At 73.7% G+C, this 14295-nt stretch carries 13 protein-coding genes and 1 pseudogene; 1 reads left to right on the top strand and 13 read right to left on the bottom strand.

Annotation, left to right across the window (positions count from 1 at the left end; all coding sequences use genetic code 11):
* Nucleotides 1-25: 25 nt before the first annotated feature.
* The 11 genes from metK to pyrR form a co-directional block, all read right to left on the bottom strand.
* Complete coding sequence (metK, locus tag ACQPX6_RS14455; protein WP_433788270.1) at nt 26-1207, bottom strand: methionine adenosyltransferase; 1182 nt, start codon at nt 1205-1207, stop codon at nt 26-28.
* A gap of 161 nt (nt 1208-1368) precedes the next feature.
* Nucleotides 1369-2613, bottom strand: a complete 1245-nt coding sequence (gene coaBC / locus ACQPX6_RS14450; RefSeq protein ID WP_433788003.1) for a bifunctional phosphopantothenoylcysteine decarboxylase/phosphopantothenate--cysteine ligase CoaBC — start codon at nt 2611-2613, stop codon at nt 1369-1371.
* Nucleotides 2610-2888, bottom strand: a complete 279-nt coding sequence (gene rpoZ / locus ACQPX6_RS14445; RefSeq protein WP_433788002.1) for a DNA-directed RNA polymerase subunit omega — start codon at nt 2886-2888, stop codon at nt 2610-2612. Before rpoZ ends, coaBC begins: the two co-directional genes overlap by 4 nt.
* Nucleotides 2885-3547: a guanylate kinase gene (gene gmk / locus ACQPX6_RS14440; RefSeq protein ID WP_433788001.1), complete on the bottom strand. Its 663-nt coding sequence runs from the start codon at nt 3545-3547 to the stop codon at nt 2885-2887. The genes rpoZ and gmk overlap by 4 nt, the downstream gene beginning before the upstream one ends.
* A gap of 27 nt (nt 3548-3574) precedes the next feature.
* A complete protein-coding gene (mihF, locus tag ACQPX6_RS14435) occupies nt 3575-3895 on the bottom strand; it encodes an integration host factor, actinobacterial type (protein ID WP_433788000.1) in 321 nt (106 codons plus the stop codon).
* 196 nt (nt 3896-4091) lie between these two features.
* Complete coding sequence (pyrF, locus tag ACQPX6_RS14430; RefSeq protein WP_433787999.1) at nt 4092-4985, bottom strand: orotidine-5'-phosphate decarboxylase; 894 nt, start codon at nt 4983-4985, stop codon at nt 4092-4094.
* Nucleotides 4982-8359: a carbamoyl-phosphate synthase large subunit gene (gene carB, locus ACQPX6_RS14425; protein ID WP_433787998.1), complete on the bottom strand. Its 3378-nt coding sequence runs from the start codon at nt 8357-8359 to the stop codon at nt 4982-4984. The genes pyrF and carB overlap by 4 nt, the downstream gene beginning before the upstream one ends.
* 4 nt (nt 8360-8363) lie before the next feature.
* Nucleotides 8364-9488, bottom strand: coding sequence for a glutamine-hydrolyzing carbamoyl-phosphate synthase small subunit (carA, locus tag ACQPX6_RS14420; protein ID WP_433787997.1), 1125 nt, complete (start codon nt 9486-9488; stop codon nt 8364-8366).
* Nucleotides 9485-10798 carry a dihydroorotase gene (locus ACQPX6_RS14415; protein WP_433787996.1) on the bottom strand — a complete coding sequence of 438 codons (1314 nt, stop codon included), beginning with the start codon at nt 10796-10798 and terminating at the stop codon, nt 9485-9487. The genes carA and ACQPX6_RS14415 overlap by 4 nt, the downstream gene beginning before the upstream one ends.
* Nucleotides 10798-11757 (bottom strand): aspartate carbamoyltransferase catalytic subunit, encoded by a 960-nt coding sequence (locus ACQPX6_RS14410; RefSeq protein WP_433788269.1) that lies wholly within the window; start codon nt 11755-11757, stop codon nt 10798-10800. Before ACQPX6_RS14410 ends, ACQPX6_RS14415 begins: the two co-directional genes overlap by 1 nt.
* Nucleotides 11758-11777: 20 nt before the next feature.
* Complete coding sequence (gene pyrR / locus ACQPX6_RS14405) at nt 11778-12365, bottom strand: bifunctional pyr operon transcriptional regulator/uracil phosphoribosyltransferase PyrR (protein ID WP_433787995.1); 588 nt, start codon at nt 12363-12365, stop codon at nt 11778-11780.
* 327 nt (nt 12366-12692) lie between these two features.
* On the opposite strand from pyrR, the gene bldD reads away from it, so the two are divergent.
* Nucleotides 12693-13187, top strand: coding sequence for a transcriptional regulator BldD (gene bldD, locus ACQPX6_RS14400; protein WP_274199279.1), 495 nt, complete (start codon nt 12693-12695; stop codon nt 13185-13187).
* Nucleotides 13188-13271: 84 nt separating this feature from the next.
* Here the strand turns inward: bldD and nusB are convergent.
* Nucleotides 13272-13730 (bottom strand): annotated as a pseudogene (gene nusB, locus ACQPX6_RS14395) (transcription antitermination factor NusB); the annotation flags it as partial.
* Complete coding sequence (efp, locus tag ACQPX6_RS14390; protein ID WP_433787994.1) at nt 13723-14286, bottom strand: elongation factor P; 564 nt, start codon at nt 14284-14286, stop codon at nt 13723-13725. The pseudogene nusB and the gene efp, both read right to left, overlap by 8 nt.
* Nucleotides 14287-14295: the final 9 nt, after the last annotated feature.

Below are 14295 nucleotides of genomic sequence, written 5' to 3'. Positions count from 1 at the left end.
GGGCCGGCGTGGTGCGGAGCCGGGGTCAGCTGCCCGCGACCGACTTCAGGGCGTCGGCGCGGTCGGTGCGCTCCCACGGGAGGTCGAGGTCGTCGCGGCCGAAGTGGCCGTACGCCGCCGTCGGCTGGTAGATCGGGCGCAGCAGCTGCAGGTCGCGCACGATCGCGCCGGGGCGCAGGTCGAAGACCTCGTGGATGGCCTTCTCGATGTTCGCCGGGTCGACGTTCTCGGTGCCGAACGTCTCGACGAACACGCCCACGGGCTCGGCCTTGCCGATCGCGTAGGCGATCTGGACCTCGACGCGCTTGGCCAGGCCGGCGGCCACGACGTTCTTGGCGACCCAGCGCATGGCGTACGCCGCGGAGCGGTCGACCTTCGACGGGTCCTTGCCCGAGAAGGCGCCGCCGCCGTGGCGGGCGTAGCCGCCGTAGGTGTCGACGATGATCTTGCGGCCGGTGAGGCCCGCGTCGCCCATCGGGCCGCCGACGACGAAGCGGCCGGTCGGGTTGACCAGGACGCGGGTGTTCGACGAGTCGAGGTCGATCCCGTCGAGCACGGGCTGGATGACCTTGTTCTTGATGTCCGGGGTCAGCAGCTCGTCGAGGTCGATGTCGGCGGCGTGCTGGGTGGACAGGACCACGGTGTCCACGGCGACCGGCTTGTCGCCGTCGTAGGCGATGGTGACCTGGGTCTTCCCGTCCGGACGCAGGTAGGGCAGCGTGCCGTCGCGGCGCACCGCGGTGAGCTTGCGCGCCAGGCGGTGCGCGAGCCCGATCGGCAGCGGCATGAGCTCCGGGGTGTCCGCGTCGGCGTAGCCGAACATCAGGCCCTGGTCGCCCGCGCCCTGCTTGGCGATCTCGTCCTCGTTGCCCTCGACGCGGGACTCGTAGCCCTGGTCGACGCCCTGGGCGATGTCCTTCGACTGCGCGCCGATGGAGATCGACACACCGCAGCTCTCGCCGTCGAAGCCCTTGGCCGACGAGTCGTAGCCGATGTCCAAGATCGTTTTGCGGACGATGTCGATGTAGTTCACCTGGGCGTTGGTGGTCACCTCGCCGGCGACGTGGACCTGGCCCGTGGTGACCATCGTCTCGACGGCGACGCGACTCTTGGGATCCTGCGCCAGCAGGGCGTCCAGGATGCCGTCGCTGACGGCGTCACAGATCTTGTCCGGGTGGCCCTCGGTGACGGATTCGCTGGTGAACAGACGCCTAGCGGGCACGAGCTCTCCCTGCCTCGACAATGGGACCCGTCCACACTAACGGCATCCCCCGCATTCGGAGGGCCTCTGACCTGCCGAAATGCCAAGCCTGTCACACAACGGTTGTGTTCTCCGCGCGATCGTGGGAATGGCGGAACGGTCTGGCGCTACGGCAGACGCTCCGCCACCGCGTCCCAGACGCGGGCCGCGAGCGCGGCCTTCGAGCCCATCGGCAGGGGCGTCGACGAGCCGTCCGCGCCCAGCAGCCAGCCCTCGTTGTCCTCGACCTCGAACGCCCGCCCGGCGCCCACGGCGTTGACGACGAGCAGGTCGCAGCCCTTGCGCTCGAGCTTGGCGCGCCCGTACTCGAGCACGCTGCGGTGCTCGTCCCCGGTCTCCGCGGCGAAGCCGACCACGAGGCGCCGCGGGACGTCCTCGGTGACGAGCTCGCGCAGGATGTCGGGGTTGAACTCCAGCGGGATCGACGGGGCGTCGTCGCCCTTCTTGATCTTGCCGGCGGACACCGACGCGGGCCGGAAGTCCGAGACGGCCGCGGCCATGACGACCACGTCGGCGGCCTTCGCGGCGTCGAGGACGGCCTCGCGCATCTGCACGGTGGTCTGCACGCGGCGCAGGTCGACCGCGGCGGGCGGGTCGAGGTCGGCGACCGTGCCGGCGACGAGGGTCACCTCGGCGCCACGCTGCGCGGCGACCCGGGCCAGGGCGTAGCCCTGCCGGCCCGACGAGCGGTTGCCCAGGGTGCGCACGGGGTCGAGCGGCTCGGCGGTGCCGCCCGCGGACACGACGACCCGGCGGCCCTCGAGGTCGCGGGGCAGCGGGAAGGGCATGCCGCCGCTCTCGACACCCCACTCCAGCAGCAACCGCGCGAACTCGGCGATCTCGGGCGGCTCAGGCAGGCGGCCGGCCCCGCTGTCCGCGCCGGTCAGGCGCCCGGAGGCGGGCTCGAGGACGACGGTGCCGCGGCGGCGCAGCGTGGCGACGTTGTCGACCGTCGCGGGGTGCTCCCACATCTCGGTGTGCATCGCCGGCACGGCCAGCACCGGGCACCGGGCGGTGAGCAGCGTCGAGGTGAGCATGTCGTCGGCGCGGCCGTGCGCCATCCGCGCGAGCAGGTCGGCGGTGGCGGGCACCAGGACCACGAGGTCGGCACGCCGCCCGAGGGCGACATGCGCGACGTGGGGGACGTCCTCGAACACCCCGGTGTGCACCGGGTTGCCCGAGAGCGCCTCGAACGTGGCCGCACCGATGAACTCCAGCGCGGCCCGGGTGGCCACCACCTGCACGTGGTTGCCGGCCTCGCGCAGGCGCCGCAGCACCTCGCAGGCCTTGTAGGCGGCGATGCCGCCCGAGACCCCGAGAACGATCTCCCGGGGCGGGACGGCCTCGGTCACTCGCCCTCGGTGTGCTCGAGCAGGCCGGCGTGGATCTCACGCATGGCCACCGAGAGGGGCTTCTCGCGCGGGCCGGGCTCGACGAGCGGGCCGACGTACTCGAGCAGGCCCTCGCCCAGCTGGGCGTAGTAGTCGTTGATCTGGCGGGCGCGCTTGGCGGCGTAGATGACCAGCGCGTACTTGGAGCTCACCGTCTCCAGCAGCTCGTCGATCGGGGGGTTGGTGATCCCCTCCGGACCCTCGAGGATGCCGGATCGTCCGATGGGAATGCTCACTCGCTCGCTCCTGCGGGGGTGGCGCCGGACTCAAGACCGGTCCGGCGGGTCGGTGCGGTCCCCTGACCTGCACGGCTGACAGGAGGACCGGCGCTCAACTCTACCAACCGGCGCGCGGTCTCCCCGACGTCGTGGTTCACGACGGTCACGTCGAACTCGCTGCTCGCGGCCAGTTCCTCGCGCGCGGTGGCCAGCCGCCGGTCCACCACCTCGGTGGCCTCGGTGCCGCGGCCGATGAGACGGCCCACGAGGACCTCCCACGACGGCGGCTCGAGGAAGACGAACAGCGCGTCCGGCCGCTGCTCCCGCACGGCGCGCGCGCCGGCGAGATCCAGCTCGAGGAGCACGGGCTCGCCGGCCGCGAGGTGCTCGTCGACGGGGGCGCGGGGGGTGCCCGAGCGGTGCATGCCGCCGTGGATCTCGGCCCACTCGAGCAGCTCGCCCTCGGTGACCATGCGGTCGAACTCGTCGGCGGTGACGAACCGGTAGTCGCGCCCGTCGACCTCGCCCGGGCGCGAGGCCCGCGTCGTGGCCGACACGCTGAACCACAGCGGCGCACGGATGCGCCGCAGCTCCTTCACCACCGTGCTCTTGCCGACCCCCGACGGCCCGGCCAGCACCATCAGCCGGCCGGGCCCGTGCGGAGGGGCGTCGTCCATCAAGCGCTCACCGGGTCACTCACCGGATCACTCGCCGGTGGAGAACTCGTCGAGCAGGGCCTTGCGCTGGCGTTCACCGAGCCCCCGCAGACGCCGGCTGGGCGCGATCTCCAGGCGCTCCATGATCTGCTGGGCGCGGACCTTGCCCACGCCCGGCATGGCCTCGAGCAACGCCGAGACCTTCATCTTGCCGAGCACCTCGTCCGAGTCGGCCTGCTCGAGCACCTCCGAGAGGCTGGTGCCCCCGCGCTTGAGCCGCTCCTTGAGCTCGGCCCGGGCACGGCGGGCGGCGGCGGCCTTCTCGAGCGCCGCTGCCCGCTGCTCCTCGGTCAGCTCGGGTAAAGCCACGTTCTCCTCCGGAAGGTCGTGACGACGGGCGCCGGCGGGGCCGGTTCCCGTGGTGGCGGATGACTGTGTCCAGTGCTGGCGAACGTACCGCGCGGGGCCGACGTCGACAGTCCGTGGGGGCGGAGTGTCCGCAGGTCGGACGGGCCTCGCGCTCACCGGCGTGATCGTCGGTCCCGGGGGGCGGCACACGGCGGGGCTACCCCGTCAGCGCCCCGTTCAGCGCGCCCACGGCGGCTCTCAGCGCTCCGGGGTCGGGGCCGGCCGTCAGGACCTCGCGGGCGCTCACGGGCACGACCGGTCCCCCGGCGGCGCCCAGCGCGCCGTCCGGCGCGCCGAAGGCCCCCGCCACGTCCGAGGGCGTGCCGCCCTGCGCCCCGAGACCCGGCACGAGGACCGGGCCGCCGAGCTCGGTGAGGTCCAGCCCGTGGTCGCGGCCGGTGGTCCCGCGGGTGAGCCCGACGACGACGCCCGCCGACCCGTCGCCCGGCCCGTCGCGGTGCGCGGCGTTGTGCTCGGCGAGCGCGTCGACCACCGACTGGGCCACCTCGCGCATCCGCCGGCCCGTGGGTGCGGACACCCACGCCTGCGCGGACTGCACGCCGGCCGCCTCGGGGTTCGACGTCCGGGCGAGCACGAACACCCCGCGCCCGGTGGCCGCGGCGAGGTCGAGGGCCGGGGCGAGCGCGCCGACCCCGAGGTACGGGTTGAGCGTCAGCGCGTCGGCCGCCAGCGGGGCGTCGTCGGCGAGCCAGGCCCGGGCGTAGCCGGCCATGGTCGAGCCGATGTCGCCGCGCTTGGCGTCGGCGACGGTGAGCACCCCGGCGGCCCGGGCGTCGGCCAGCGTCCGCTCGAGGGCCCGCAGCCCGGCGGACCCGAGCACCTCGAACAGCGCGACCTGCGGCTTGAGCAGCGCCACGTGCCCCGCGAGGGCCTCGACGACCCCGCGGGCGAAGCGCTCCACGCCCTCGGCGTCGGGGTCGAGCCCCCACCCGGCGAGCAGGCCGGGGTGCGGGTCGATCCCCACGCACAGCGGGCCGTGCTGCGCGACGGCGTCGCGCAGGCGCGTCCGGAAGGACGCCGTCGGCGTCACGAGCCGGCCACCGCCACGGGCGCCGGGGCGCGGGACGCCTCGGTGCCCTGCTGGCGCGCGGCCGCGAGGCGGGCGTGGAAGGTCTGCAGCGGCGTCACGGCGACCTCGCCCCGGATCGCGGCCTCGATCGCCTGCACGGCGGCCGCCGCCCCCTGGACCGTGGTCACGCACGGGGCGCCGACGTCGAGGCACGCGGCCCGGATCTCGTAGCCGTCGATGCGCGGGCCCGAGTGCCCCACCGGGGTGTTGACCACGAGGTCGACCTCGCCGGCGAGGATGCGGTCGACGATGGTCGGCAGCCCCTCGCCGCCCTCGAAGTGCTTGCGCACGACCTCGCACGGGATGCCGTTGCGCTCGAGGACGCTGGCGGTGCCCTCGGTGGCGAGGATCGAGAAGCCGAGGTCGGCCAGGCGCTTGACCGGGAAGATCAGCGAGCGCTTGTCGCGGTTGGCCACCGAGACGAACACCTGCCCGCTCGTGGGCAGCGGCCCGGAGGCCGCGGCCTGCGCCTTGGCGAACGCGGTGGAGAACGCGCTGTCGATGCCCATGACCTCGCCCGTGGACTTCATCTCCGGGCCGAGCAGGGAGTCGACGCCGCGGCCGTCGGGGCGGCGGAAGCGGTGGAACGGCAGCACCGCCTCCTTGACCGCGACGGGGTGCCCGCGCGGCAGGTCGGCGCCGTCGCCCACGGCGGGCAGGACGCCCTCGGCGCGCAGCCCGGCGATCGTGGCGCCCAGCATCACCCGCGACGCCGCGCCGGCCAGCGGGATCCCGGTGGCCTTGGAGACGAACGGGACGGTGCGCGACGCGCGCGGGTTGGCCTCGAGCACGAACAGCACGTCGTCCTTGAGCGCGTACTGCACGTTCATCAGCCCGCACACCCCGAGGCGGCGGGCGAGCGCGACCGTCGACTCGCGGACGGTCGCGAGCTCGGCCACCCCGAGGGTGATCGGCGGCAGCGCGCACGAGGAGTCGCCGGAGTGCACCCCGGCCTCCTCGATGTGCTCCATGACCCCGCCGAGGTAGACCTCGCCCTCGGCGTCGCAGATCGCGTCGACGTCGATCTCGATGGCGTCGTCGAGGAAGCGGTCGACCAGCACCGGGTGGTCGGGCGTGACCTCGGTGGCCCGGGCGATGTAGTCGGCGAGCGTGGCGTCGTCGTAGACGATCTCCATGCCCCGCCCGCCCAGCACGTACGACGGGCGCACGAGCACCGGGTAGCCGATCGACGCGGCGATCTCGCGGGCCCCGTCGAAGCTGGTGGCCAGGCCGTACGGCGGGGCGGGCAGCCCGGCGTCGTCGAGCACGCGGCCGAACGCGCCGCGGGACTCGGCGAGGTCGATCGCGGCGGGCGGCGTGCCCACCACCGGCACCCCGGCGGCCTCGAGGCCCGCGGCCAGCTTCAGTGGCGTCTGCCCGCCCAGCTGGACGACGACCCCGACCAGGCCCGGCCCGCCGCGCCCGCTCTCCCGCTCGGCGTGCACGACCTCGAGCACGTCCTCCTCGGTGAGCGGCTCGAAGTACAGGCGGTCGGAGGTGTCGTAGTCGGTGGAGACGGTCTCGGGGTTGCAGTTGAGCATCACCGTCTCGAACCCCGCGGCGCGCAGGCTGAACGCCGCGTGCACGCAGGAGTAGTCGAACTCGATGCCCTGCCCGATGCGGTTCGGCCCCGAGCCCAGGATGATCACCTTGGGCCGGTCGGTCTGCGGCACGACCTCGGTCTCGCCCGCGGGGTCGGACTCGTAGGCCGAGTAGTGGTACGGCGTGCGGGCCTCGAACTCGGCGGCGCAGGTGTCGACCGTCTTGTACACCGGGCGCACGCCGAGGCGGTGGCGCAGCGCCCGCACCCCGGCCTCGCCGGCCAGCTCGGGCCGCACGGCGGCGACCTGGGCGTCGGAGAACCCGGCACGCTTGGCCCGCCGCAGCAGCGCCTCGTCCAGCACGGGGGCCGCGGCGACGACGTCGCGCAGCCGCACGAGGCCCTCGATCTGCTCGACGAACCAGCCGTCGATGCCCGACGCCGCACTGACCTCCTCGACGCTCGCCCCGAACCGCAGCGCGCGCTCGACGGCGTAGAGCCGCCCGTCGCGCGGGAGCGAGGCCTGGTGCAGCGCCTCCTCCTTCGTCTCGTCGGGGTCCGCCAGCGTCCAGAAGCCGCCGGCCTTGGTCTCCGCCGAGCGCAGCGCCTTGTTCAGCGCCTCCGGGAAGCTGCGGCCCAGCGCCATGGCCTCGCCGACCGACTTCATCGTCGTGGTCAGCGTCGGGTCGGCGCCCGGGAACTTCTCGAACGCGAACCGCGGCACCTTGACCACGACGTAGTCCAGGGTCGGCTCGAAGCTCGCCGGCGTCTCGCCGGTGATGTCGTTGGTGATCTCGTCGAGCGTGTAGCCCACCGCGAGCCGGGCGGCGATCTTGGCGATGGGGAAGCCGGTGGCCTTCGACGCCAGCGCGCTCGAGCGGCTCACGCGCGGGTTCATCTCGATGACCACGAGGCGCCCGGTCTCGGGCTGCACGGCGAACTGGATGTTGCAGCCGCCGGTCTCGACGCCGACCTCGCGCAGCACGGCGATGCCGGTGTCGCGCATGACCTGGTACTCGCGGTCGGTCAGCGTCATCGCCGGCGCGACCGTCACCGAGTCGCCGGTGTGCACGCCCATCGGGTCGACGTTCTCGATCGAGCAGACCACGACGACGTTGTCCTTGCCGTCGCGCATCAGCTCGAGCTCGTACTCCTTCCACCCGAGCACGGACTCCTCGATGAGCACCTCGTGCACCGGGCTCGCGGACAGGCCGGTGCCGGCCAGGCGCTCGAGCTCGTCGTGGGTGTACGCGAGGCCCGAGCCGAGCCCGCCCATGGTGAAGCTGGGCCGGATGACGACGGGCAGCCCGACCTCGGCCACCGTCGCGCGGACCTCGGCCATCGAGTGGCAGACCTCGCTGCGCGGGACGTCGCCGCCGATCGAGCGGACGATCTCCTTGAACTTCAGCCGGTCCTCGCCGCGCTGGATGGCGTCGATGTCGGCGCCGATGAGCTCGACGCCGTAGCGCTCGAGCACCCCCGCGTCGTGCAGGGCGATCGCGGTGTTCAGCGCCGTCTGCCCGCCGAGGGTGGCCAGCAGGGCGTCCGGGCGCTCGGCCTCGATGACCTTGGTGACGTGCTCGACGGTGATCGGCTCGACGTAGGTGGCGTCGGCGACCCCGGGGTCGGTCATGATCGTCGCCGGGTTGGAGTTGACCAGCGAGACGCGCAGGCCCTCCTCGCGCAGCACCCGGCAGGCCTGCGTGCCGGAGTAGTCGAACTCGGCGGCCTGCCCGATGACGATCGGACCGGAGCCGATGACCAGGACGTGGTGGATGTCCTCGCGGCGCGGCATCTTGTCAGCGCCCTCCCAACAGCAGAGCGAAACGGTCGAAGAGGTCCGCGGCGTCGTGGGGACCGGCCGCCGCCTCCGGGTGGTACTGCACGCTGAAGGCTGGCACGCCCTCGCAGGTCAGCCCCTCGACGGTGCCGTCGTTGGGGCACGAGTGGCTGAGGTGCACGGTGCCGAACGGTGAGTCGACACGGGCCCCGGGCTCACCGGCGACCGCGAAGCCGTGGTTCTGGCTGGTGATGGCCACGGTGCCGGTGGCGTGGTCCACGACCGGGACGTTGATCCCGCGGTGGCCGTAGCGCATCTTGTACGTCCCCAGTCCCAGCGCGCGGGCGAGGATCTGGTTGCCGAAGCAGATGCCGAACAGCGGCACCTCGCGGCGCAGGACCTCGGCGGTGAGGGTCACCGCGTGGTCGGCCGCGGCGGGGTCGCCGGGCCCGTTGGAGACGAACACCCCGTCGGGGCTCCCCTCGAGCAGCTCGTCGATCGACGCGGTCGACGGCACGACGCGGGTCTCGACGCCGCGCTCGGCGAGCATGCGCGGGGTGTTGGCCTTGATCCCGAGGTCGAGCGCGGCCACCCGGAACCGCGTCTCCCCCGTCGCGGGCACCGTGTAGGGCTCGCGGGTGGTGACGGCGCCGGCGAGGTCGGCGCCCGCCATCCCCGGGCTGTCGAGCACCTGGGCGCGGAGTGACGTGAGGTCGGCCAGGGCTGCGTCGGAGAGGCCGGAGAACAGCCCCGCCCGCATCGACCCGGCCTCGCGCAGCCGGCGGGTGATCGCCCGGGTGTCGACGCCGGAGAGCCCGACGACGCCCTGGTCGGCCAGCTCGTCGGCGAGGTCGCGGCGCGACCGCCAGTTCGACGGCCGGCGCGCGGGGTCGCGCACGACGTAGCCGGCGACCTGGATGCGCCGCGACTCGTCGTCCTCGTCGTTCCAGCCGGTGTTGCCGATGTGCGGCGCCGTCGCCACCACGATCTGGCGGTGGTAGCTGGGGTCGGTCAGCGTCTCCTGGTAGCCCGTCATCCCGGTGGCGAACACCGCCTCGCCCAGGCTGCGACCGCGGGCCCCGAAGGCCTCACCGCGGTGCACGCTGCCGTCCTCGAGCACGAGGACCGCCTGGTCAGTGCTCATGGGGCCAGCTCCGCTGCGCTACGTGTCCCGTCATCCGTCTGCACCTTCCCGTCCCGCACCGTCCACCGGCCCCGCAGCATCGTGTGCACTACCGACACCGGCATCTCCATCCCCTCGTACGGGGTGTTGTCCGCCCGGCTCGCCAGCGCCGCACCCCGCACCGTCCACGCGGCGTCCGGGTCGACGAGCACGAGGTTCGCCGGCTCCCCCACCGCCAGCGGGCGACCCTGGTCCGCGAGACCGGCGATCCGCGCCGGCGCCTCGCTGCACACCCGCGCCACGCCGCGCCAGTCGAGCAGGCCGGTGGCGACCATCGTCGTCACCACCACCGGCAACGCGGTCTGCAGCCCCAGCATGCCGGGGCGTGCCGCGGACCACTCGCAGTCCTTGGCCTCCACGGCGTGCGGGGCGTGGTCGGTGGCGACGCAGTCGACCGTCCCGTCGGCCAGCGCCCGGCGCAGGGCCGTCTTGTCCGCCGACGGGCGCAGCGGCGGGTTGACCTTGTGCACGGGGTCGTAGTCCTCGGCCGCCGTGTCGGTGAGCAGCAGGTGGTGCGGTGTGACCTCGGCGGACACGCGCACGTCGTAGGTCTCGCGCGCCCAGCGGAGGATCTCCGCCGAGCGGGCCGTCGACAGGTGGCAGACGTGCAGCCGCGCACCGGTCGTCGCCGCGAGCATGACGTCGCGGGCGACGATCGACTCCTCGGCGGTGGGGTCCCACCCCGCGAGGCCCAGGCGCGCCGCGACCGGGCCGTCGTGGGCCTGGGCGCCCACGGTGAGGCGGTGGTCCTCGGCGTGCTGGGCGACGACGGCGTCGAGGGCCCGCGCGTACTCCAGCGCCCGGCGCATGACCAGCGGGTCGTTCACGCACCGGCCGTCGTCGGAGAACATCCGCACCCGCGCCGGCGAGGCGGCCATCATCCCCATCTCGGCGAGCTTCGTGCCCTCGAGACCGACGGTGACGGCGCCGACGGGGTGCACGTCGACCAGCCCGACCTCGCGCCCGCGGCGCCAGACGTGCTCGACGACCACCGGGGAGTCGGCCACCGGGTCGGTGTTGGGCATCGCGAACACCGCGGTGTAGCCGCCGAGCGCCGCCGCCGCCGACCCGGTGTCGACGGTCTCGGCCTCCTCGCCCCCGGGCTCGCGCAGGTGGGTGTGCAGGTCGACCAGCCCCGGCAGGGCGATCAGGCCGCCGGCGTCGACCGTCTCGTCGGGTTCGTCGACGGCGTCGACCAGGAGCCCGTCGCGGACGTACAGGTCGGTGGGGTCCTCGCCGTAGGGGCGGACGTCCCGGATCCTGGTGGTCATCACGCGACGTCCTCCCCCGCGAGCAGGTGGTAGAGCACGGCCATCCGCACGTGGACGCCGGCGGTGACCTGCTCGGCGATGGCGGCCCGGCTCGAGTCGGCCACCGAGCTGGCGATCTCCATGCCGCGCACGGCGGGACCGGGGTGCAGCACGACGGCGTGGTCGGGCAGGCGGTCGGCGCGCACCTGCGAGAGCCCGAAGCGCACCGCGTACTCGCGCGCCGACGGGAAGAAGGCGCCGTGCATCCGCTCGGCCTGCACCCGCAGCATCATCACCGCGTCCGGGCCGGTGGCGAGCGTGGCGTCGAGGTCGTGGGACACCGTGACCGGCCACTCCCCCACCCCGACCGGCAGCAGCGTCGGCGGCGAGACGAGCGTGACGCGCGCGCCGAGGGTCGCCAGCAGGTGCGCGTTGGATCGGGCGACCCGGCTGTGCAGGATGTCGCCGACGATCGCGACGTGCGTGCCCTCGACCCGCCCGAGGCGCCGGCGCAGCGTCGCCGCGTCGAGCAGCGCCTGGGTGGGGTGCTCGTGGGTGCCGTCGCCGGCGTTGACCACCGCGACGTGGCCCTCGGCGCCGAGGTGGGAGTGCCCGACGCGGTCGAGCCACGCGGCGATCCGGTGCGGGGCGCCCGACGACGGGTGACGCACGACCAGGCAGTCGGCGCCCGCCGCGGCCAGCGTCGCGGCGGTGTCGCGCAGGGACTCGCCCTTGCTCACCGAGCTCGCCGAGGCGCTGACGTTGATCGTGTCGGCGCTCATCCACTTGCCGGCGACCTCGAACGACACCCGGGTGCGCGTCGAGTTCTCGTAGAAGAGGGTGACGACGGTGCGCCCGCGCAGGGTCGGCAGCTTGCGCACCGCCCGCCCGGTGAGCGCCTGCTCCATGCCCGCGGCCGTGTCCAGGAGGGCCTCGGCCTGCTCGCGGCGCAGGTGCTCGGTGGAGAGCAGGTGGCGCAGGCCGAGGGTCTCGGTGGAGGTCACCGCAGGCTCACCCCGTCCTCGCCGTCGACCTCGACGAGGCGCACGGCCACGTCCTCGGTGCGGTTGGTGGGCACGTTCTTGCCGACGTAGTCGGCGCGGATCGGCAGCTCGCGGTGGCCCCGGTCGATCAGGACGGCGAGCTGGACCGCGCGCGGGCGGCCGTGGTCGCGCAGGGCGTCGAGGGCCGCGCGCACGGTGCGCCCGGACATGAGGACGTCGTCGACGAGCACCACGACGGCCTCGTCGATCCCCGCCGGCGGCAGCTCGGTCTCGGCGAGGGCGCGCGTGGGGCGCAGCCGCAGGTCGTCGCGGTAGAGCGTGGGGTCGAGGATCCCGGTGGGCACGATCGCCCCGGTGATCTCGGAGATGCGCTCGGCGAGCCGTCGCGCGAGGTAGGTGCCGCGCGTCGGGAGGCCGAGCAGCACCACCGGGGGCGAGGAGTCGCCGTCGGGTGCGGTGCGTTCGATGATCTCGTGGGCGACGCGGGCCACGGTGCGCGCGAGGTCGGCCGCCGAGAGGAGCTCGCGCTCGCCCTCGGCCTCCGCGCCACCGGTTCCCGCTGCGCCCCGCTGCCGTGACGGCATGCGCGGGGGACCTCCTTCTCCGCCTCGCCGGACGGCCCGTTAAAGGAGTAGCAGTGAGGATGTCGGTCGAACTGCTCGCACACTATCAGCGACCATCCGGCCCCTCCGCGACGCCCGGACGACCGACCGTGCGGGCTCCCGGCGGCCGGGCACTACGGCGCGTGGCTCGCCGCCGGACGAGTGCTGCGAGCCACAACCGGCGACGATCCGTGAGATCCCGGCTTGACCTTGTGACGACCCGGGGCGCATCATCACTCTCCGTATCGACTTCGCTGGGTGCACGGGCGGGGCGAGCCGGGCGACGCGAGAGGACGGGGTGTCCGCCAGATGGGTGACTACGCGAAGGCGCTGGGGTCGAAGCTCCGGGGTATCCGCCAGCAACAGGGTCTGTCCCTGCACGGCGTCGAGCAGAAGTCCGGCGGACGGTGGAAGGCCGTCGTCGTCGGTTCCTACGAGCGCGGTGACCGTGCGGTGACCGTGCAGAAGCTCGCCGAGCTCGCCGACTTCTACGGCGTACCCGTGGCCGAGCTGCTCCCCGAGGGTCGCGTGCCCTCCGGCTCGGAGCCCGCTGCCAAGATCGTCATCAACCTCGAGCGCCTCCAGCAGCTCCCGGCGGAGAAGGCCGGCCCGCTCGCGCGCTACGCCGCGGCCATCCAGAGCCAGCGCGGCGACTACAACGGCAAGGTCCTCTCGATCCGCAACGAGGACCTGCGCTCGCTCGCGATCATCTACGACATGAGCCCGGGCGAGCTGTCCGACCAGCTGGTCGACTGGGGCGTGCTGCCCCCCGAGGCCCGCGTCGCCCGCGCGATCGACGAGTAGGGCGGCTCAGCCCGCGTCGGGCTCGTCGGCGGACCCCGCCCCGTCCGCCGGCGCCAGCTCGACACCTGCCGGCAGGTCGACGCGGCCCGGGCTCGGCGCCGCGACGGTGCCCGGGCGCCCCGAGGACACCCCCGCCAGGACACCGTTGACGAAGCGCGGCGAGTCGTCGGTCGAGAGCTCGCGCGCGAGGTCGATGGCCTCGTCGATCGCGACCGGGTCGGGCACGTCCTCGAGGTGCAGGATCTCGAAGACCCCGATCCGCAGGATGATGCGGTCGACCGCCGGCATGCGCTCCATCGTCCAACCGCGGGAGTAGGACGAGACGACCTCGTCGATCTCGTCGCGGTGCGCGACGACCCCCTCGACCAGCGTCGCGGCGAAGTCCGACACCGGCGGGGCGTCCGCACCGGCGATGCGCCGGGCGAGGACCTCCTGGGCGTCCTCGCCCCGCGCCTCGGACTCGAAGAGGATGTCGAGGGCCCGCTTGCGGGCCTTCGAGCGGGACCCCTTGCGGGGCGTGGCGGGTGACGCCACGTCAGCCACTCACGCGACCGAGATACCGACCGTCCCGGGTGTCGACCTTGACCGTCGTGCCCGTCTCCAGGAACAGCGGGACCTGGATCTCCGCGCCCGTCGACACCGTGGCCGGCTTGGTGCCGCCGGTGGAGCGGTCGCCCTGCAGGCCCGGGTCGGTGTGGGTGATCTCGAGCTCGACCGAGGCCGGGAGCTCGATGTACAGCGGCGCCCCGTCGTTGAAGGAGACCTGGACCTCCTGGTTCTCCAGGAGGAACCGCGCCTGGTCGCCGACGGTGGACGCCGGGACCGGCACCTGCTCGTAGTCCGAGGCGTCCATGAAGATGAAGTCGTCGCCGTCGCGGTACAGGTAGGTCATGTCGCGCCGGTCGACGTTGGCCGTCTCGACCTTGGTGCCGGCGTTGAACGTCTTGTCGACGACCTTGCCGGTCATCACGTTCTTCAGCGTGGTCCGGACGAAGGCGCCGCCCTTGCCCGGCTTGACGTGCTGGAACTCGGTGACGGCCCAGAGGTTGCCGTCGATCCGCAGCACCAGGCCGTTCTTCAGGTCGTTCGTCGTCGCCATCTCGGCGCG

Source organism: Actinomycetospora sp. CA-101289, assembly GCF_050955895.1.
Classification (GTDB): domain Bacteria; phylum Actinomycetota; class Actinomycetes; order Mycobacteriales; family Pseudonocardiaceae; genus Actinomycetospora.
Note: the sequence above shows the minus strand (reverse complement) of the source record. Positions and strands in the feature narration are given on the sequence as shown.

What these genes read in the sequence shown, in the direction of transcription:
- carB (WP_433787998.1), bottom strand. Translation starts at nt 8,359, where the DNA reads ATGCCGCGCCGCGAGGACATCCACCACGTCCTGGTCATCGGCTCCGGT.
- ACQPX6_RS14415 (WP_433787996.1), bottom strand. Translation starts at nt 10,798, where the DNA reads ATGACCACCAGGATCCGGGACGTCCGCCCCTACGGCGAGGACCCCACC.
- bldD (WP_274199279.1), top strand. Translation starts at nt 12,693, where the DNA reads ATGGGTGACTACGCGAAGGCGCTGGGGTCGAAGCTCCGGGGTATCCGC.
- pyrR (WP_433787995.1), bottom strand. Translation starts at nt 12,365, where the DNA reads ATGCCGTCACGGCAGCGGGGCGCAGCGGGAACCGGTGGCGCGGAGGCC.
- carA (WP_433787997.1), bottom strand. Translation starts at nt 9,488, where the DNA reads ATGAGCACTGACCAGGCGGTCCTCGTGCTCGAGGACGGCAGCGTGCAC.
- gmk (WP_433788001.1), bottom strand. Translation starts at nt 3,547, where the DNA reads ATGGACGACGCCCCTCCGCACGGGCCCGGCCGGCTGATGGTGCTGGCC.
- efp (WP_433787994.1), bottom strand. Translation starts at nt 14,286, where the DNA reads ATGGCGACGACGAACGACCTGAAGAACGGCCTGGTGCTGCGGATCGAC.